This window comes from Ureibacillus terrenus, from assembly GCF_006569205.1.
In the GTDB taxonomy this organism is placed as follows: domain Bacteria; phylum Bacillota; class Bacilli; order Bacillales_A; family Planococcaceae; genus Ureibacillus; species Ureibacillus terrenus.
The window spans coordinates 17607-37516 of the sequence record NZ_VIGD01000016.1 but is presented as its reverse complement, the minus strand read 5'-3'; the positions used below and the strand labels follow the sequence as shown (position 1 = coordinate 37516).

Sequence of the window (19910 nt, the reverse complement as noted above, 5' to 3'; positions counted from 1 at the left end):
GTTATTCCTTATAATAAAAAAACCCGAAAGACCTTTCCTATGAGGAACAAGCCTTTCGAGCAAATCGAAAGCACCTAGACTTGCTGCAAACGCATCCGACAAATCTATATAATCCCCTCATAGTCGACTTATTTACGGTAAGTCGGTAGAAACTCGCAGGCCATATTCCCGCAATTATATGAGTGATATTTATTATTTTGAATGTTTATAATTATAAACACGCCATTTGTCGAATGCAAGACATTTATATAAAAAACGTCTGTATTATTCGGAAATCACTGCAAATTCAATCATTTTCCAATAGAATTGTTCGTATTTTCAGTTTATTCTAAACTATTTAACAGTCCGGAAAGAGTCTCTTTCACTTTTCCAAATGTAGCCCCTTCTTTTCCAAAGTATGACATATTGCGACAGGCAAGGACTTTACATGTTTCTCCATTTCGGAGAGGATACTCCGCAATAATACCCAGCTTTTCAAGTTCCTGCACCGTTCCGGTATGAAAGGCATCGGCTTTGTGAACCAATCGGTCCTGATAAATTTCCCGAAATTCATCAAAAGCCTTGGAGCCTTGGATGATGATGATTTCCGGCCCAAATTCATGAAGCACTTCTTCAAACAACCTTTTCCCTGTTTGATAAAGTACATGGTTTTCTTTTTTCATTTGTTTAAATTGTTTATCATCTTTTGCCATAAAAGCATTTACATACGTTAACACAACGTTTTCACCGAATTTCTCCTTCATCCATTGGGAAAAATTCAAACTTCCTTTATATTCCCTCGAAGCTGCATCGATTTCAACACCGTTCAACTGTTCAAACAGTTCCTGATCCACCAGCGAATCCGCGTATATTTTCGCATCGTCCAAATGAAAATGGGCAAATGTTTCCGGATAAAAACCGACTAAAAATACCCTCGATTTATAAGGATTTCCATTCACCTGGAACGGACGGTACATGATTTCCTGGGAGTACCCATCCCTAATCCAATCGCTAATTTTTTTGAAAAAACCCACTGAAACTGTCATTGTGATTCATCCTTTACAAATCTTTCGTCCCATTGAAAATAAATCCTGCAAAACGCCGTCTTTTCACATTATATCAGCCGGGACGCCTGTTTGTTATAATCAAAATCATTTTTCCTTACCTGCATCCAAATTGCATTCCTCGAGAGGGATGAGTTTCGTTTTATGTTTTATCTTATACCCCAACCATAGGAGGATAAACAGCGGCAATCCGATGTAGGAAACTGCAATTCCATGCCAATCAATTGCGCCGATAAACGCCTGATAATTTTGGCCGATAATGACAACAAGGCACAATATCAGCGCAAACAAGGAACCGAACGGATAAACGGGTGATATATAAGGCAAGTCTTTCAAATCTCTCCCCTGTTTTATATAAGCTTTGCGGAACCGGTAATGGCTGATGGCGATTCCCGCCCAAGCAATAAAACCGGACAATCCGGAGGCATTCAGCAGCCAAATATAAACAACCCCGTCTCCAAAAAAGGAAGACAGAAAGGCCAAACAACCGACGGCAAGGGTGGCGAGCAAAGCATAAATCGGCACCCCTCTGCTGTTGACTTTTGCAAAAACTTTTGGCGCTTTCCCTTCCACAGCCAATTGCCACAACATGCGGGAAGAAGCATATAATCCCGAATTCCCTGCGGAAAGCATTGCCGTTAAAATGATGGCATTCATCAAAGAAGCGGCAAACGTGATTCCCGACCGTTCAAACACCAATGTAAACGGAGATACCGCCACATCTTCCGACAAAAGCCGCGAATCTGTATAAGGAATGAGCAAACCGATTGCAAGGATGGCCAATATGTAAAACAACAATATGCGCCAAAATACGGAACGCACGGCTTTCGGTATATTTTTTCCGGGATCTGCCGTTTCCCCTGCTGCAACCCCTAACAATTCCGTTCCCTGGAAGGAAAATCCTGCTGCCAAAAAGATACCCAACGCCGCAAGAAAGCCCCCATTAAACGGTGCTTCCCCGATAAAGAAGTTGGTAAATCCAATCCGGTCCTTGCCAATGATTCCAAAAATCATTAAATAAGAGATGATAATGAAGATGACGACGGTAGCCACTTTCACCATGGCAAACCAATATTCACTTTCGCCATACGCATTAACCGATAAGATATTAAAAGTGAGAACCACCGCAATAAAAAGAACGGTCCAAAAAGCGGAGGAGCTATCCGGAAACCAATATTTCATGATTAAATTGACCGCCGAAATTTCCGCGGCAATGGTGATGGCCCAGTTGTACCAATAATTCCATCCCATCGCAAATCCGAAAGCCGGATCTACGAAATTGGATGCATATGTGCTGAATGAACCGGAAGAAGGCATATAGGCCGCCATTTCTCCTAAACTCGTCATCAGAAAGAACACCATCATTCCGATCAGCACATAGGCAAGCAATGCCCCGCCAGGCCCCGCCTGGGCAACGGATGCGCCGCTTGCCAGGAACAATCCCGTTCCGATCGTTCCCCCTAAACTGATCATGGTAATATGCCGCCTTTTTAAGCCGCGTCTTAGTTGTTTCTGTTGCTCGATCTGTTTTCTCATAAAAATAAAACTCCCTTTGACCAACTACCTTTTCGACAAAGTACCCTGTTTTTGAAAAGCAAATTTCTACCAAAATTTACACCTAAGAGGTATTATTATACTTGTATCCATTTCGAATGGCACTTTATTAATATAACATTATTTTTTTATTTTGAATTGCCGGAGGTTCTTGATGAAGATGGCTCGGGAATTCCCTTTGACTTTTTCGACCTTTCTATTCTTTTTGGCTATTATTTTTTTTGCAACGACTGTCAGGACTCCAATTACCGGTGTAGGCACCATCATTTCTTATATCCGCGATGATTTGGGCATTTCCAATACTTTGGCAGGTTTTTTGACGACCATTCCCCTTTTGGCCTTTGCCATCGTTTCTCCCTTTGCACCAAAGATAGCGCGTCGGCTTGGCATGGAACATACACTGTTTTACTCGCTGGTTCTCTTGACAATCGGCATATTTATCAGATCCGCAGGCAATATTTCCTTATTAATTATCGGCACTATTTTAATCGGTGTTGCCATTTCCTTTGGAAATGTATTATTTCCCAGCTTTTTCAAGGCGAAATATCCGTCTCGGGTCGGCCTGTTGACAGGGATTTATACTGTATCCATGAACATTTCTGCAGCGGCATCCCTCGCGTTCAGCCAGCCTGTTGCCGAACTCTCCGGCTGGCAAGGCGCCCTTGGATGCACCGTAATTTTAGTCATCGTTACAATGGTGGCATGGATTCCGATTCTGCGCAGTGAAAAGGTTTCGCAAAACCAATCCGGAAATGGACAAAAAGCCGTGAAAGTGTGGAAGTCCCCTCTCGCCTGGGCGATTGCAATGGCAATGGGAACCCAGTCTTTGTTGTTTTATTGTTCCACCGCCTGGATTCCGGAGATTCTGGTGTCGCAAGGGTTGCGTTCGGACCAGGCCGGATGGATGGCTTCCGTTTTCCAGTTATCGCAAATGCCGATGACATTTTTCATTCCGCTGCTTGCGGAAAAATTGTCATCCCAGCGCCCGATAGTCTATTTCTTTACATTGTGTTACCTTATTGGTTTCGGCGGCCTTTTATTTCAATGGACCGGCGGAACACTCATATGGATGATTCTCTTGGGCCTTGCCGCCGGGGCTTCCTTTGGCCTTGTATTAATGTTTTTCACTTTGCGCACAAGAACCGCTTACGAGGCATCTGAAATTTCCGGGTTCGCGCAGTCTTTCGGTTATCTCATTGCCGCAATCGGCCCCGTATTATTCGGTTTCATCCAGGAAGCGACAGGCAGCTGGGCCCTGCCAAATATCTTGTTTATCGCTGCATCCCTTATTTTATTTATTTTTTCTTTCATCAGTTCGAAGAATCGATACATTTAAACAAAACACAAACATATGTACCCTTTTTGTGTTACTATATAGAGAGAGTAATATAGCAAGGGGTTAGGACTGTTGGCCAAAAAAAAACAGAAAAAAAGAAAGAAGAAGACATTTACCCGGTTTCTATTTCAGTTGTCCCTCATCTTCGCCGGCTGCATCGGCTGGTACTATACGGAAAATTTGAAGGGCGTGTTCATTTCAATGGGGAGCTTTTTGCTCTTCTGGATCCTCGTTAAAATATGGTGGAAAACAAGAGGATATTTCCGTCTTCGGAAAGCCGGCATTAAACAAATCGATGAAATGACAGGCGAAGAATTTGAGGCGTTTTTAGGAAGGCTTTTTAAAAAACGCGGATTTAAAGTCACCTATACGAAAACTTCCGGCGATTATGGCGCCGATCTTATATTGCAGGACAGGGAAAATACGATTGCCGTACAGGCAAAAAGATATTCCGGCGCTGTCGGGGTAAAAGCCGTACAGGAAGTCATTGGAGCGTTAAAAATGTACAATGCGACGGAAGCATGGGTTGTTACAAACAGTTATTTTACCAAACAAGCGCAAAAACTTGCGGAGTCGAACGATGTCTACTTAATCGACCGCGATGATTTAATTGAAATCATCCTCGACTCCAAATGATAATGAAGGGTGCTCATCTAAAGGATGGGCACCCTTTTTTTATTTTCAATTACAATATTACATTTTCAATTAAATCCATGTTTTAAAAGTTAAATACTATGCGAAACAACCAAACAAAACTTTAATTTATTATAATTAATCAAAAGATATTAAAATTTAACAATATGAATTTAACTTGTAAAAAATTCTTAAAAATAATTATTCTAATTTAGTAGAAATTTTTATTTAAGTTTGGTATAGTAATAATCAAAGAAATGAGCCAGGAGGAGGAACCAATATGTCAAACCATAAGAATAATCGACATTTATTTACAAAAGCGAACGGTGCTCCAGTCATCAGCAACCATGATTCCATGACGGCCGGCAAAAGAGGTCCGGTTTTATTGCAAGACGTATGGCTAATTGAAAAACTTGCTAACTTCAACCGCGAAGTGATTCCGGAACGGCGCATGCATGCCAAAGGTTCCGGAGCCCACGGTGTGTTTACAGTGACAAATGATATTACAAAATACACGAAAGCAAAAATGTTCTCACAAGTTGGAAAGAAAACTCCGCTCTTCATCCGCTTCTCCACAGTGGCAGGTGAGCGCGGATATGCTGATGCCGTACGTGATATCCGCGGTTTCGCCATTAAATTCTATACAGAAGAAGGAAACTGGGACTTGGTCGGCAATAACACGCCGGTATTCTTCTTCCGCGATCCATTGCATTTTATTGATTTGAACCACGTGGTAAAACGGGATCCGCGCACAAATATGCACAACCCAAACAGCAACTGGGATTTCTGGACATTGCTTCCTGAATCATTGCACCAAGTCACTATTACAATGTCTGACCGCGGCATCCCGGCAAGCTACCGCCATATGCACGGTTTCGGTTCACATACGTACAGCTTGATCAACGAAGATAATGAACGCGTTTGGGTGAAATTCCACTTCATCACACAACAGGGCATTAAAAACTTGACTGACGAAGCGGCGGCCGAATTAAGAGGCAAAGACCCGGATTCACACCAACGCGACCTTTATAACGCCATTGAAAACGGTGACTATCCAAAATGGAAAATGTATATCCAAGTGATGACAGAAGAACAGGCAAAAGAAATGCCATATAACCCGTTTGATTTAACAAAAGTATGGTATAAAAAAGACTTCCCGCTTATTGAAGTCGGTGAAATCGAATTGAATAAAAACCCTGAAAACTACTTTGCCGAAGTAGAACAGGCTGCATTCTCGCCATCCAACATCGTGCCTGGCATTGGTTATTCTCCAGACCGCATGCTGCAAGCACGCATCTTTGCCTATGCCGATGCTCAACGCTATCGTTTAGGTGTGAACCATTACTTGTTGCCAATCAACGCACCAAAATGTCCATTCCGCACATTCCACCGCGATGGGGCAATGCGCTTCGACGGCAACCTGGGAAGCACATTGAATTATGAACCTAACAGCTATGGGGAATGGCAGCATCATCCTGAATTGAAAGAGCCGCCTCTCAAACTTGAAGGCGATGCCGATATTTACGACTTCCGCGAAGATGACGACAATTATTTTGAACAGCCTGGTAAATTGTTCCGCTTAATGAGCGCAGACGAACAGCAACGGCTATTTGAAAACACGGCCCGCGCGATGGAAGGAGTGGAAGAATTCATCAAACGCCGCCACATTTTACACTGCTATTTGGCAGATCCTGCTTACGGCGAAGGGGTTGCAAAAGCCCTTGGATTATCCCTTGACGGCATGGATTTGTCCAATCCATATAAAAAATAATCAAAAACTGTACTGTTCCACGAACCTGTTAAAATCGCTTACAACATCATCTGCCAATCATTGATTCCAAAACCTGCTTTACCTTGAAAAGTAAAGCAGGTTTTTGTTTTATTAACCGGTGTCAATGTCGCTTTGATCAACTACTATTTTGGCTCAAAGGAAAATTTGATCAATGAAGCCATTCATTCATTAATCACATCTCTAAAAGACACTTTTACCATTTTCGATGATCCTTCTTTGACACCGAAAGAACAAATAAGAGGATTTTTGCTCCAATATTTGCGCATCTTTCGGAAGTACCCTTTCATCATCCATTTGGTAATGCAAGAAAATTCGGTTTTTTATAAAAGCCAGATAGAATATTTCGAATTTCTCAACGCCATTGGCATGAAAAAATTTAAAAATGCAATCCGGGAAGCTTCCGGCGAAGAAGATCCAAAGAAACTGACCATTATGGTGTCCCATTTAATCGGGGCCGCTCTGCTGCCGACACTTATAGAACCGCTCTATGAATATGTAACGGGATCCCCCTTTTCAAACATCGAAACGCAAATTGATATTTTGCTTCAACAATATTTCTCTTGATATCCGGTATTATAAACTATTGGTTAAAGGGATGATGTTCATGGCACTCCATATAGGATTGGATGTTGGATCTACCACAGCAAAACTCGTAGTCTTGAACGAGAAAAAGGAAATTTTGTATAAAGTCTATCAGAGACACTTTTCCGATATAAAAAATACGACATTGGCATTGCTTCAAACGGTGGCGCAAAAATTTCCGAATGCAAATTGCAAAATGAGCGCCAGCGGTTCCTCGGGATTAGGGATCTCCGAAAAAACCGGCATCCCGTTTATTCAGGAGGTAGTCGCTTGTACAGAAGCGGTAAAAGCCACTCAACCGAATATTGATGTGATTATCGAACTCGGCGGTGAAGATGCCAAAATCATTTATTTGACGAACGGCCTTGAACAGCGGATGAATACCGCTTGTGCAGGAGGAACCGGCACGTTTATTGACCAAATTGCCGCCCTTTTGGATACGGACGCCGCCGGATTGAATGAATTGGCAAAGGGTGCCGAGAAAATTTATCCAATCGCTTCCCGCTGCGGTGTTTTTGCAAAAACGGATGTGCAGCCGTTATTGAACGAGGGGGCACGCAAAGAAGACATTGCGGCCAGTGTCTTTCAAGCGGTCGTCAACCAAACGATTGCAGGACTTGCCAATGGCCGTCCGATTCGCGGCAATGTTGCTTTCCTCGGAGGTCCATTGACATTTTTGACAGAACTCCGAAAACGGTTTATCGAAACCCTCCGCTTGACAGATGAACAAGTTTTACATAATGAAAATGGTCATTATTATGTAGCATTGGGTGCGGCTTTGGAATGCCAGCAAGAGAATTTCATTAACATAAATGAAATCATTCGTATTCTTAGCCATTCAGAGCCGGTTGTAAGCGTTTCAAATGTCAATAAAAATGGCGTCCTCTTTGAAACGGAAGAAGACTTTCTTGCATTTAAACAACGGCACGATAAAGCAAAGGTACCTAAAGCCCCATTAAAAGATTATCAAGGAAACGCTTTTTTGGGCATCGATGCCGGTTCAACGACAACCAAAATGGTACTGATCGGCGAAGGGGATGAAGTGTTATACACCTTTTATGAAAAAAATAAAGGAAACCCCATTGAAACCGTTCGGGAAGGATTATCCAAATTATATGAACAGCTCCCTAAAGATGTGAAAATCCGACGATCGGCAGTCACAGGCTATGGGGAGAAGCTCATCCAATCCGCCTATCAAGTAGATGATGGTTTAATAGAAACCGTCGCCCACTATCAGGCAGCGAAAAAATTTCAGCCTGATGTGGACTTTATCATCGATATCGGCGGCCAGGACATGAAATGCATCAAAATCAAAAACGGCGTGATTGACAGCATCCATTTAAATGAAGCTTGTTCTGCCGGATGCGGCTCCTTCCTGGAAAGCTTCGCCGAAACGTTGGGCAAAAGCGTCCAGGAATTCTCGAAACTTGCCCTTACCGCAAAGGCGCCGGTCGATTTGGGCTCCCGCTGCACCGTTTTTATGAATTCCCGGGTGAAACAGGTCCAAAAAGAAGGGGCATCCATCGAAAATATTTCGGCCGGACTTGCCTACTCCATTGTTACAAACGCCTTATACAAAGTAATCAAACTGAAATCCGTCGAAGAATTGGGAGATAAAATTGTTGTTCAAGGAGGCACTTTCTTAAATGATTCCGTTTTGCGGGCCTTTGAAAAAATGACGGGAAAAGAAGTCGTCCGACCAGATCTTGCGGGGCTCATGGGAGCGTACGGATGCGCCCTTGCGGCGAAAAGAAATTGGAACGGAGAAGACACGACAACGTTGCTGCCAAAAACTAAATTATACGACTTCCAAGTAAAGATTACCCACAGCCGATGCGGCCTTTGCGAAAACCGTTGTCCGATCACCATCAACCGCTTCCCTGATAAGCGGACATTCATTACGGGAAACCGTTGTGAACGGGGCGCAGGCAAGCTGAAACCGCAAAACTCTTTGCCGAACTTGGCAAAGGAAAAATACGATATGCTCTTTAACCGCCCATCCCTTTCCGGGGAAAAGGCTTACCGGGGCAAAATTGGCATTCCGCGCGTCTTAAATTTGTTTGAAAACTATCCTTTTTGGCACACATTCTTTACGGAACTCGGATTTGAAGTCGTTCTTTCCAGCAAATCAAGCCAAAAACTTTTTGAAAAAGGGATGGAAACCATCCCGTCCGAATCGGTCTGCTACCCGGCAAAACTGAGCCACGGGCATATCATCAGCTTGATTGAAAAAGGCGTCAAAACCATTTTCTATCCTTCCATCGTCTATGAAGAATTGGAACGGGAATCTCAGCAAAACCATTATAACTGTCCTGTTGTGGCATCATACCCGGAAGTGATTCGCGTCAATATGGAAGAAATTCTCAAGGAACATGGCGTGACGTTCCTGAACCCATTTTTGTCAATCCAACATGAAGATGCCCTGTTCAAAGAATTGTGTTCAGTCTTCCCTAATATTTCAAAAGTCGAAATCAAATACGCACTGCAAAAAGCGCGCAATGAAGATATTAAATTCAATGAATGGCTGCGGCGCCGGGGAGAAGAGGTGCTGAAACAATTGAAAGAGGAAGGCAAGATCGGCATTGTGTTGGCAGGACATCCATATCATATCGATCCCGCCATCAACCACGATTTGCCTGACGAAATTATCCGCCTGGATATGGCCGTTTTAACGGAAGATGCAATCAGCCATTTGGCTCCCTCGAAATCCCGGGATGAAGTCGTGAATCAATGGACTTTCCATTCTCGTCTTTATGAGGCGGCAGAAGTGGTAAAGGAACATCCTAACCTTGAACTTTTGCACATCACTTCTTTTGGATGCGGGCTTGATGCTATTACAACCGATGCCGTTCAAGAAATATTGGAAAATGGCAACCAGCTTTATACTTGGATTAAAGTCGATGAGATTTCGAATTTAGGGGCAGCCCGCATTCGCCTCCGATCAATGAAGGCGGCGATTGAAGAACGAAAAAACAACCATATCACGGGGGCTGCGAAGAAAGAATGGAGGGAACAGCAAGAAGCCGTCTATGATAAGAAAGCCAAAAAAATATATACAATATTGGCTCCCCAAATGGTGCCAACCCACTTTAAATTGTTTGAAGAAGCCTTTAATTTACACGGATACCGTTTGAAGGTTTTGGAGGAAGTGGAAGAAAAAGATATAGAAGAGGGGTTGCGGTACGTCAATAACGATGCCTGTTACCCGGCCATTGTCACAATCGGCCAATTAATTGACAATCTGAAAAAAGGCGATTACGACTTAAATCGCACAGCTGTCATCATGCCCCAGACGGGCGGTGGCTGCCGCGCAACCAATTACTTTGCCCTGCTGCAAAAAGCGCTGAAAAACGCCGGCATGGGACAAGTGCCGGTGCTTTCGCTCAGTGCCAAATCCATCAGCGGCAAAAAACATACCGGATTCCGCATCAATTTTCCGCTTGCCAAAAAGCTTGTCATCGCCGCGAATCTCGGAGATTTGCTGCTTCGTCTGAAGCTTGCTGTCCGTCCTTATGAAACAGTCAAAGGAGCGGCTGAAGCTGTCTATCGAAAATGGTTGGAAAAATCGAAATATATCCTTTCCAACTTCACAATGAAAGAATATAAGAAGCTAATTCAGGAAATCATTGATGACTTCAATAATATCGGTGTAACGGACGAGAAAAAACCGAAAGTCGGCGTGGTCGGTGAAATTTTAGTCAAGTTCCATCCATATGCCAACAACCAAGTGGTGAAACTCATCGAAGAAGAAGGCGGAGAAGCTGTTGTACCGGATTTCATCGACTTCTTCTTATACGGCCTGTACAACCGGAACTACAAATCGGAACACTTCGGCTTCTCAAAATGGGATTCGATTGCAGGGAATATTTCCATAGAGTTTATTGAATATTACCGGAAACCTGTGCGGAAAGCATTGCAGGAAAGCGGCCGTTTTTCGGCGTCGCTCGAAATATCCGAAATCGCCGAAAAAGCTTCGAAATTTTTGAGCCTCGGCAACCAAATGGGGAAAGGCTGGCTGCTTTCCGGGGAAATTGCCGAATTGATGGATGCCGGTGTACAAAATGTTGTTTGCGTCCAGCCTTTTGGATGCTTGCCAAACCATATTGTTGGAAAAGGCATGTTCAACGCGATAAAAAAATCGTATCCAAACGCCAACTTTGTGGCGATCGATTATGATGCAAGCATCAGCAAAGTCAATCAGGTCAACCGCATCAAACTGATGATGAGCGTCGCCAGAAGCAATATGGCTTAATAAAGAAAGCTGTCTTAAAAGCCCGCTGCTTTTAAGACAGCTTTTTCATTATTGTTAAACTTACTCCTTTTCTGCCGGTTCATTTTCCAAAATGCGCATGAATTCTTCGCCGCTGATCGTTTCTTTTTCCAGCAAGTATTCCGCCAATTCATGCAGTTTGTTGATATTTTCAGTGAGGATTTGGCGCGCCTTTTTATGGGCGCTTTCGATGATGTTTTGCACTTCCTGATCGATTTTTGCCGCGGTTTCATCAGAACAAATTAAGGCCGTTTCCCCGCCTAAGTAGGCATTGGATACTGTTTCAAGACCCATCATGCCGAAATTGTCGCTCATTCCAAAGCGGGTAACCATCGCTCTTGCCAATTTTGTGGCCTGTTCGATATCATTGGCAGCGCCGGATGTGATGGAGTCGAAAACAATCTCTTCAGCTGTTCTTCCACCCGTTAATGTCACAATCTTATTGAATATTTCTTCTTTTGTTAATAAATACCGTTCCTCTTCTTCCACCTGCATTGTATAGCCTAGGGCACCTGAAGTGCGCGGGATAATTGTGATTTTTTGCACCGGTGAGGAATGGCTTTGTTTCGCGGCAACAATGGCATGTCCAATTTCGTGGTAAGCCACAATTTTCTTTTCTTTTGGAGATAATATTCTGCTTTTTCGTTTATACCCCGCAATGGTGATATCCACCGCTTCTTCCAAATCCTCTTGAACCACTTTCTCGCGTCCCATTCTCACCGCTCTTAAAGCAGCTTCATTAACGATATTTGCCAAATCGGCCCCCGATGCACCTGGGGTCGCTTTTGCAATGGCAGTAACATCGATATTTTCATCAACGGCCACTTTTTTCAAATGGACTTTTAAAATGGCTTCCCTTCCTTTTAAGTCCGGAAGCTCAAGCGGAATGCGCCGGTCAAATCTTCCCGGGCGCAGAAGGGCTTGGTCCAAAACTTCCGGACGGTTGGTCGCAGCCAGAATTACTACCCCTTTGCTGGAATCGAAACCGTCCATTTCATACAATAGCTGGTTCAATGTTTGTTCCCGCTCATCGTTTCCTTGCGTTAAATTGACGCCCCGTTTTTTTCCGATGGCATCAATTTCATCGATAAATACGATACAAGGCGCCTTTTCCTGGGCCTGCTTGAACAAATCACGGACGCGGGCAGCCCCCATCCCTACAAACATTTCAACGAATTCAGAACCGGAAATCGTAAAGAACGGCACTTTCGCTTCTCCGGCCACCGCCTTGGCAATCAAGGTTTTCCCTGTTCCCGGCGGTCCAACCAATAAAACCCCTTTTGGAAGTTTGGCTCCCACTTTGCGGTATTTTTCGGGATTATGCAAAAAATCGACGATTTCCTTCAACGCTTCCTTCGCTTCATCTTGTCCCGCCACATCATCAAAGCTTTTCCCTGTTTCCGATTCCACATAAATTTTCGCATTCGCTTTGCCGAACGTTAACACATCCGATCTGGACTGCCGGAAACTCCGGGTCAAAAAGCTGCCTAAAAATAAAATAATGACAAGCGGAACAATCCACATTAAAATGAAGCGGATTAAAGGCGAAAATTCATTCGGAACGACCTTTGTAAAAGGAACATCTGCCTCATATAAACGGTCGACGAGTTTTGGATCCTCAATGGCGCCGGTTTTATAGATGATGTCCTCATTCTTTTTGTCCTTAAACGTAATGGCATTATCTTCAATCGTTACTTCCTTCACCTTTCCGTCCTCAATCATTTGCAGGAATGTCCCGTAGTCCACTTCTTCCACTTTTTTCTCCTGAATTTCGGGCAAAATGAGCGCATTCAATAAAACGATGGCCATTAATATAAAGAAATAATAGGTTAGTGACCGGTTTTGAGGTTGTTTTTCTTGCACAACAACTCACATCCTTTTGTCTGCTATAATATTAGTTTACAAATCTTTACTTCCAGCAGCGAAGAAGTTTTTTTGAACTTTTATTTAACATTTACCCGAAAAGAATGTTGGATAAATATATGACAATGGTGACCGTAATGCAACTTACGATTGTTGAAAATAAAACCGTCTGGGCTGCTGTATTGAATTCCACGTCATATTCCAGCGCCAGGCTTGAACTGTTGCGGGAAGTGGGAAATGAACTTGCAATCAATAAGGATTTGGCAACCACTCCGTCAATGCCGAGAAGATATATGATGAGAAGCGCAATGGCCGGACCGACAATAAGACGCATAAAGCAGCTTGTAATAATCGTTTTGTTGATCATGGTGCGTATTTCAAGCTGTGAAAGCTGCGCACCCAACGTAATCAACGCAACCGCGATAAACCCGTCCGCCACATGATACAACGGAATGCGGAATGTCTGGGGTATTTCAATATCGGCCAAGTTTAAAATCACCCCGATGATCAGCGCATGGAGAATCGGCATTTTCAAAAAGTCTTTTACAATCTCAAGCCCTGATTTGGTCGCGGAAATCAAATTGTACAAGCCATATGTGTAGGTTGTCATATTTTGAAAAATAACGAGAATCACTTGGATTGCGACACCGATCGGTTGTTGGGCAAAAACCATTTGTGCCACCGGGATGCCGTAGTTGCCGGAGTTGATCAGGACGATGCTGTTTTTGAACACGGCGGATTCCGAACGGTTAAGGCCCAATAATTTCGCCGTATAATGGCTGAACAGCATTTGGCTGCCGATAAATAAAACGATAAACGCCGCCACTTGGGCGAGAACCGACATATTAACCGAAGTTTCGTATAAATTTACAAAAACCGCAGCCGGCATAAAGCAATATGTAACAAGCTGGGACAAAGCTTTTAAATTGAACTGGAATTTCTTTTGCAGCACAGCACCGATCACTAGCAGAACCAGAATCGGCGCAACGATTTGAAAAAAAATCATCGATAGATAGTACATGGTTGCATCCCCGCTTAATCTGATACTTTTTCTAATGATGAAAACCTAATATTAGAATTATACTAGAGTTTTAAATAAAAAGAAAAACCTGAAATGAAGGGTTTGCATTTCTTTTGGCCGGTGGGTAATTTAGAATTGGATTTTATTTTATTGAATAAAAATTTATAAATGCCGATTTTTAATATAGGGGGGAAGGAAGAATGCTCAAATTCGATGAACTGCTGTTCCAAAAAACGGGAGGACAAATCGGAAAACCTTTTGAACAAGCGATTCAACAAATCGGCGGCTTTGAAGAGAATGAAAACATTTTTGGAAGCATCATCCCTCTCCAACAAATCCTTTTCAACAAGACGGAAGCGGCAAAAGCCGTTTTCCAGGAAATCAAGCAGTATTGGGGGAAAATGGATTTATTTACCCAAGAAATGTTTCGTTCATCAAATATTGATTTGCAGAATGTCCAAAAAACCATTGATGCATTCTTCTCTTCTCCAACAGGGAAAAAGATCGTTTTTGAACAGGCATTAAAGAAAAACGTTTTCGACTTTCCCCAATTTGTCGAAATCGTTTTCGGCAAAAAAACAAACTATGCAAAATCGATTACGAAATTGAATGAAATACATGTATATAAAATTGGAAAAAAATATTTTATACATATCCTCTATAATCAAAAATTGGATTTTTGGCACTACCTATACGCCAAAAAAATTTTTTCGGTTTTCATGCAGGCTCCACTGAACACGATTCAAAATCCGCTTGATTTGATGAATCAATTTAAACAAATTATCCAAAAGTATATGACAAAAAGCCAATTGGTTGCAACCATGAATTCATTCATCAGAAGCATTGACTATAAAAATCCCCGCTCCCATTTCATCAAAGAACTTCACTTGTTAAATATTTCCCTTCATTTTATGGGCGGAAAGCGGCATTATAAAAAGCTCGATAAACTGATTGCGGAAGTGTTCCAAACATGGGAGGCAGGGGAGTGGGCGCTGACCGAGAAAGAGCAGACACTGTTATCCTATATTTTGGCGATGGATGGGGCAAATCAAAAGAATACGGACAAAACCATCACACACGGCAAATTTTTGATCCAGAATGACAGGTTAATCAATCATGCCGTCGAACTATTGATTGATTACGGGGATATCCTTCCGAATTTAAAGCCGGAACCTGAAGCTTTAGTCAAACGATACGATAAAAACTATTTGGAACAAATCTTCTTTATTGTGATTGACGCACTTGTGAAAAAGGAACAGTTCCAGGATGTTTTGCAATTGATGAAGGAATATGAAATCGCCTCATGTACAAACATCTACAATTTCCTGAATGCGAAAGCTTTTGACCGGGATTTGCTGTTGAAAATTGAAGCCGGCATTCAACGGGATATTGCCTATATCGTCGATCATTCCCATCAGCATATCATGCAGTCCATCGATAAATGGCTGCGGCAGTATCAACAAATGGAAAGCCCGTTTTATCCGGTTGCCCGCATGACCTCTCAACATGTATCCAATCTGTTGAAGGCCCTTTTTGCAACAGAGCAATTTGAACTTTTTGAACAATTGATGGGCATCTATAAAAAATACTTGGTTTTGCAGGACGATTTCGAAGATTTGCGGAACTTCGCTGCCGGTTTTGTGCAAAAGTAAACGTCCCAAAAGTAATAATACGATTACTTTTGGGACGTTCATTATTGCAGCACTCCTTTTTTCTGCAACGTTTCAATCTCTTCATCTGAATAGCCCAGGGACTTCAGGATTTCCTCCGTATGTTGGCCGACTTTGGCCCCGACGAATCTGTAGGTTGGTTCCACCCCTTCAAATTTGATCGCCGTTCCGATTTGTTTTTGTGTTGTACCATCTTCTTTCGGCACTTCGACAAGCATATTTCTTGCCCGGATTTGCGGATGATTGCAGGCTTCTTCAAAAGTCAATACCGGCTCCACACAGCCTTCGAAATCTTCATTGAACACTTCCAGCCATTCATCAAAGGTTTTCGTCAAGAACGCATCTTTGACCGCCTCTTTAAAACGCTTTTGCGTATATGTCGAGTCGTTGAAAGTGCTTTGAATCAATTCAGGTATGTCCAATGCTTCACATAACAGTTTGCGGAAATGCGGCTCCAGGCTGCCGACCGAGAAATAGCGTCCATCCTTCGTTTCATAGTAGTCGTAAAACGTGCCGCCGTTTAATATTTCCTCCTCCGGTTTTGGCAATTCGCCGCTGCCCAAATAGGCCGTTCCATATAATGCATTCATGGTGAACACTGCATCAGTCATCGAGATATCAATATATTTGCCTTCCCCCGTTTTTTCCCGATGCAGTGCACAAGCAAGGATTCCGATTGCCGCATGCAATGTCCCTCCGGCGATGTCGGCAATCTGAATGCCCATGGAAACCGGCTTCTTTCCTTTCGGACGAGAATAATCCAAAATGCCTGCAATGGATAAATAGTTGTTATCATGCCCGGGGCGGTTCCGGTACGGACCGGTTTGTCCATATCCCGTGATGGAACAATAGATGAGCCTTGGATTGACTTTTTTCAGCGATTCATAATCCAACCCCAACCGTTCCATGACTCCCGGACGGAACCCTTCTACTACAATATCGTATTCCTGGATCAACTTTTTGACGATTTCCACAGCTTCTTCCGTTTTCAAGTTCAGTTTGATCGACTTTTTGGAACGGTTCAAATGTTGATGAATATAGGATTCCTTATTTTCATCATAAGGCGGCATAATGCGCATTAAATCCACTCTGCGTGTGGATTCCACATGAATGACATCCGCTCCGAAATCGGCAAACATCATCGTTGTAAAGACTCCCGGAAGCATCAATGAAAAATCCAGAATTTTTAAATCTTTTAAGATTGTCACTAACCCCATCCCCTTTTTGAACAAGACATTTACCGCAATTTCAAGAAAATTTTCTTTAGCCATAAATTTAACATCAGTTATTATACTAATATTTTAAAATAATCTGAATATTTTGTGAACCTATTATTCTATATATGTTAATCAAACGGAAGAAATTATTAATTTGTTGAAAATGATAGAAAAGCATAATGGGGAACAAGTTTATTATTGTTTTTTTAATAAAACATTTTTCCTCTCCTTCTTATTATTTCCAAAAAGGAATGGAATATTTGCTTGAAAAAGCACCTTGGCTTGTTTATTAACCAATCCTCTTTATTTCCCAAAAAAAAAAATGGACTAAGTTATTTCCCAAAAAATAAAAATATCATCCAACTCGGTTTTTTGGATGATATTTCACTATAGTTTAAAATCATTTGCTGAAACTTTTTCTTTTATTTTCACAGGAGAGGACAGCCTCGCCCTTCAGTCATCCTTCCTGCTCCAACTTTGCCTTGCAAAAGTCCAGAAGCGATTGTTCCTCATCCTCTTCTAATGCAAGCTCAATATACTTCCCGTCTTTTTTATCAATAATAAAATAGTTGATAATATACGGACCTTCCCCTTCATCGCCCACCAGCATCCGGATTTGCGTACCGGCTTCGGAGTATAGTTCATCTTCTTCATCCACTTCCACGTCCAACAAAAATTCAAAACGTCTTCCTTGAATAATCCCTGTCGGATCGATCCATTCTTCCATTTCAAAATTGACGATATTCATTTGCACAATCTCCTTTTTCCTTAAATCAAACCGTCATGCGAAAAAAATTTAATTAACTTTCTTCCCGAATATATTTTATTTATGCCCATGTTGCATGAAAAAACGACACAACCGGAGACGTCCACCTTACCGGCATCTATTCATTCAGCCTTCAGCTCCACAACCGAAATTTCAGGAAAATTAAAGATCCGAAATGGCGCCCCGCTGTTGCCCAAACCTCTGTTGACATTCATTGTCGTATCAATTTTTTTATAAAATCCCGCTGTATATTCAGGGAAAAATCCCTGTCCCGGAGCCACCAATCCCCCTACAAAAGGAAGACGGATTTGGCCGCCATGAGCGTGGCCTGAAAATACCAAGTCAATTTCATTTTTTGCGTAAATACCGAACTTTTCAGGCCGATGAGCGAGCAATACGGTAAATAACCGTTCCGGAACATCGGACAACGCTTTATTTAACATCGTTTGCGTATCAACGCCATTGAGCGGATCTTCAATTCCGGCAATAGCTATTGCTTCTCCGGCACGTTCCACCATCGCGGCAGCATTCGGTAAAATATGTACCCCCATTCCTTCCAGCGCATCATAAATTTCCTCCACCCGGTTCACCGCTACTTCATGATTGCCGATGACATAATATACATCCGCAATGTTCACAAATCCACGGACAGCCATTAAACTTTGCTCCAAATCATAACGATTGCTGTCTATTAAATCGCCGGTGATCAAAATGACATCCGGGTTTGTTTTTCGCACTTTCTCAATCAGCTTTTCCTGGTTTTCGCCGAATAAGGCGTCATGCAAGTCAGATATTTGAGTAATCCGAAACCCGTCAAATTGTCGTGGAATTTTTTTATTTTCATACGTCCTTTCCGTAATCACGATCCAGTGATTGTTTACGTATAAAAACAAACATATCCCAACAATCCAAGCTAATAGTTTGAATAACTTTTTCAATTCGCTCCGCTCGATTCTATTCGTAGTTTTCAGAAATATCCCTTCACTATCTTATGGCTTTATTACCGTACAATCAAGGGCAAGCAGGTATTATTTCGCATGTTCCGAACGGGTTGATGCAGGTTCTTTCTCGCCGAACAAAACGGGCTTCAACTCATCTTCGCCGGAACCTTCCGCAAGCGGCACCCCGGAACGGTAAGCAGCCCGGATCACAAGATGGGTAGATACCGGAGAGGTAGTAAAAACAAATAAAATCCCTAACAATAATCGGACGCTGAAATATCCATCATGGATCCAAATATAAAACAACGACCCGACAAGGCAAGACAGAACGGCTAAAGTGGCGCTTTTTGCCACCGCATGAGCCCGGGTGTAGACATCAGGGAAACGGAGCATTCCAAAGGCGCTGATAATACTGATGATTGAACCAAACAAAATAATGATGGCACAAATCCACTCAATGATCTGACTTGCGTTCAATAATGACACCTCTTTCAATATATTTGGAAAAAGCGATTGTCCCGATAAACGCCAAAATCCCGAGAATCAATATGGCTTCCAAAAACGCCGTCGTTTCCAACAATAGCGAAATAATTGCCATCGACGAAATTAAATTAACCCCGATCGTATCAAGGGCAATCGCACGGTCAGGCATCGAAGGCCCCTTGATTACCCGGACCAAATGCAATGCAATTGCTATCATGAACAAGGCAAGGGAGATAAGCAAAATGGTTTTCATCAATCCCGTGACACCTCCAATATTACCGTCTCAAATCTGCCCAACGACCTGATCAAATCCTCTTTTTGGCCGATATCCATCGCATGTATATATAATTCATCGCCCGATTCCGATACTTCCATTACGACTGATCCGGGAGTCAATGTTAATAAAAGCGATAAAGTCGTCACCTCCCAATCTTTTTCCAAAATCGTCTTATATTTAAAAATGCCCGGCGTTATGTTTAAATTGGGGGTCAATACTTGTTTCATCACCACAAACCCCGATATAATCAGCTCCCTGAAAAAAAACAAAACAAGCTTAATGATTTTCGCCAGCCGGATCAAATAAAATTGCGTGCCAAAGAACCGGTGCATTACATAAAGAATCCCCATTCCGACAATAAATCCGGTATTGAAGGTCGCAAGCGTCGGAGTCGGCTCGTCTTTAAACAGAAGCCATAGAAGCGCGATAAAAAAATTCAAAATAAATTGGGCAAAAAACAAC

General features: G+C 42.5%; 16 protein-coding genes and 1 riboswitch. Of the genes, 6 read left to right on the top strand and 10 right to left on the bottom strand.

Annotation, left to right across the window (positions count from 1 at the left end; all coding sequences use genetic code 11):
* Positions 1-100: 100 nt before the first annotated feature.
* Positions 101-202: riboswitch (purine riboswitch) on the bottom strand.
* Positions 203-323: 121 nt separating this feature from the next.
* A complete protein-coding gene (locus FKZ59_RS11695) occupies positions 324-1025 on the bottom strand; it encodes a hypothetical protein (protein ID WP_141602939.1) in 702 nt (233 codons plus the stop codon).
* A gap of 105 nt (positions 1026-1130) precedes the next feature.
* Entirely contained in the window at positions 1131-2579 is a 1449-nt protein-coding gene (locus tag FKZ59_RS11690) for an amino acid permease (protein ID WP_141602938.1), read from the bottom strand.
* Positions 2580-2751: 172 nt separating this feature from the next.
* Here FKZ59_RS11690 and FKZ59_RS11685 point away from each other — a divergent pair, with 172 nt between their 5' ends.
* The 5 genes from FKZ59_RS11685 to FKZ59_RS11665 all read left to right on the top strand — a co-directional run bounded on the left by FKZ59_RS11685 (position 2752) and on the right by FKZ59_RS11665 (position 11192).
* Positions 2752-3933 carry a CynX/NimT family MFS transporter gene (locus tag FKZ59_RS11685; RefSeq protein ID WP_141602937.1) on the top strand — a complete coding sequence of 394 codons (1182 nt, stop codon included), beginning with the start codon at positions 2752-2754 and terminating at the stop codon, positions 3931-3933.
* A gap of 72 nt (positions 3934-4005) precedes the next feature.
* Positions 4006-4569: a restriction endonuclease gene (locus FKZ59_RS11680; RefSeq protein ID WP_141602936.1), complete on the top strand. Its 564-nt coding sequence runs from the start codon at positions 4006-4008 to the stop codon at positions 4567-4569.
* A 277-nt stretch (positions 4570-4846) separates the two neighbouring features.
* Complete coding sequence (locus tag FKZ59_RS11675) at positions 4847-6337, top strand: catalase (protein ID WP_141602935.1); 1491 nt, start codon at positions 4847-4849, stop codon at positions 6335-6337.
* A 132-nt stretch (positions 6338-6469) separates the two neighbouring features.
* On the top strand, positions 6470-6922 hold the full coding sequence (locus tag FKZ59_RS11670) for a TetR/AcrR family transcriptional regulator (protein WP_141602934.1): 453 nt from the start codon (positions 6470-6472) through the stop codon (positions 6920-6922).
* A gap of 40 nt (positions 6923-6962) precedes the next feature.
* Complete coding sequence (locus tag FKZ59_RS11665; RefSeq protein WP_141602933.1) at positions 6963-11192, top strand: acyl-CoA dehydratase activase-related protein; 4230 nt, start codon at positions 6963-6965, stop codon at positions 11190-11192.
* A gap of 60 nt (positions 11193-11252) precedes the next feature.
* On the opposite strand, the gene ftsH is transcribed toward FKZ59_RS11665, so the two are convergent.
* Both ftsH and FKZ59_RS11655 read right to left on the bottom strand, forming a co-directional pair.
* Positions 11253-13073: an ATP-dependent zinc metalloprotease FtsH gene (ftsH, locus tag FKZ59_RS11660; protein WP_141602932.1), complete on the bottom strand. Its 1821-nt coding sequence runs from the start codon at positions 13071-13073 to the stop codon at positions 11253-11255.
* A gap of 91 nt (positions 13074-13164) precedes the next feature.
* The gene (locus tag FKZ59_RS11655) at positions 13165-14094 is read right to left on the bottom strand and encodes an AEC family transporter (RefSeq protein ID WP_141602931.1); all 930 of its coding nucleotides are present in this window, start codon (positions 14092-14094) and stop codon (positions 13165-13167) included.
* A gap of 200 nt (positions 14095-14294) precedes the next feature.
* On the opposite strand from FKZ59_RS11655, the gene FKZ59_RS11650 reads away from it, so the two are divergent.
* The gene (locus tag FKZ59_RS11650; protein WP_141602930.1) at positions 14295-15746 is read left to right on the top strand and encodes a 2-hydroxyacyl-CoA dehydratase family protein; all 1452 of its coding nucleotides are present in this window, start codon (positions 14295-14297) and stop codon (positions 15744-15746) included.
* Positions 15747-15787: 41 nt separating this feature from the next.
* Here FKZ59_RS11650 and FKZ59_RS11645 read toward each other — a convergent pair whose 3' ends face one another.
* From FKZ59_RS11645 to FKZ59_RS11620, 6 genes are all read right to left on the bottom strand, one after another.
* Entirely contained in the window at positions 15788-16972 is a 1185-nt protein-coding gene (locus tag FKZ59_RS11645; protein ID WP_141602929.1) for a CaiB/BaiF CoA transferase family protein, read from the bottom strand.
* A 466-nt stretch (positions 16973-17438) separates the two neighbouring features.
* Positions 17439-17729, bottom strand: coding sequence for a DUF6509 family protein (locus FKZ59_RS11640; RefSeq protein WP_141602928.1), 291 nt, complete (start codon positions 17727-17729; stop codon positions 17439-17441).
* 140 nt (positions 17730-17869) lie between these two features.
* On the bottom strand, positions 17870-18685 hold the full coding sequence (locus FKZ59_RS11635; RefSeq protein WP_141602927.1) for a metallophosphoesterase: 816 nt from the start codon (positions 18683-18685) through the stop codon (positions 17870-17872).
* A gap of 90 nt (positions 18686-18775) precedes the next feature.
* Positions 18776-19165 (bottom strand): Na+/H+ antiporter subunit G, encoded by a 390-nt coding sequence (locus tag FKZ59_RS11630; RefSeq protein WP_141602926.1) that lies wholly within the window; start codon positions 19163-19165, stop codon positions 18776-18778.
* Positions 19143-19427, bottom strand: coding sequence for a Na(+)/H(+) antiporter subunit F1 (locus FKZ59_RS11625; protein ID WP_141602925.1), 285 nt, complete (start codon positions 19425-19427; stop codon positions 19143-19145). The genes FKZ59_RS11630 and FKZ59_RS11625 overlap by 23 nt, the downstream gene beginning before the upstream one ends.
* The gene (locus FKZ59_RS11620) at positions 19424-19909 is read right to left on the bottom strand and encodes a Na+/H+ antiporter subunit E (protein ID WP_141602924.1); all 486 of its coding nucleotides are present in this window, start codon (positions 19907-19909) and stop codon (positions 19424-19426) included. The genes FKZ59_RS11625 and FKZ59_RS11620 overlap by 4 nt, the downstream gene beginning before the upstream one ends.
* Position 19910: the final 1 nt, after the last annotated feature.

Bases quoted from the DNA above. Each gene is read 5' to 3' on its own strand.
- FKZ59_RS11695 (WP_141602939.1), bottom strand. From the start codon at position 1,025: ATGACAGTTTCAGTGGGTTTTTTCAAAAAAATTAGCGATTGGATTAGG.
- FKZ59_RS11690 (WP_141602938.1), bottom strand. From the start codon at position 2,579: ATGAGAAAACAGATCGAGCAACAGAAACAACTAAGACGCGGCTTAAAA.
- FKZ59_RS11685 (WP_141602937.1), top strand. From the start codon at position 2,752: ATGAAGATGGCTCGGGAATTCCCTTTGACTTTTTCGACCTTTCTATTC.
- FKZ59_RS11675 (WP_141602935.1), top strand. From the start codon at position 4,847: ATGTCAAACCATAAGAATAATCGACATTTATTTACAAAAGCGAACGGT.
- FKZ59_RS11665 (WP_141602933.1), top strand. From the start codon at position 6,963: ATGGCACTCCATATAGGATTGGATGTTGGATCTACCACAGCAAAACTC.
- FKZ59_RS11655 (WP_141602931.1), bottom strand. From the start codon at position 14,094: ATGTACTATCTATCGATGATTTTTTTTCAAATCGTTGCGCCGATTCTG.
- FKZ59_RS11650 (WP_141602930.1), top strand. From the start codon at position 14,295: ATGCTCAAATTCGATGAACTGCTGTTCCAAAAAACGGGAGGACAAATC.
- FKZ59_RS11640 (WP_141602928.1), bottom strand. From the start codon at position 17,729: ATGAATATCGTCAATTTTGAAATGGAAGAATGGATCGATCCGACAGGG.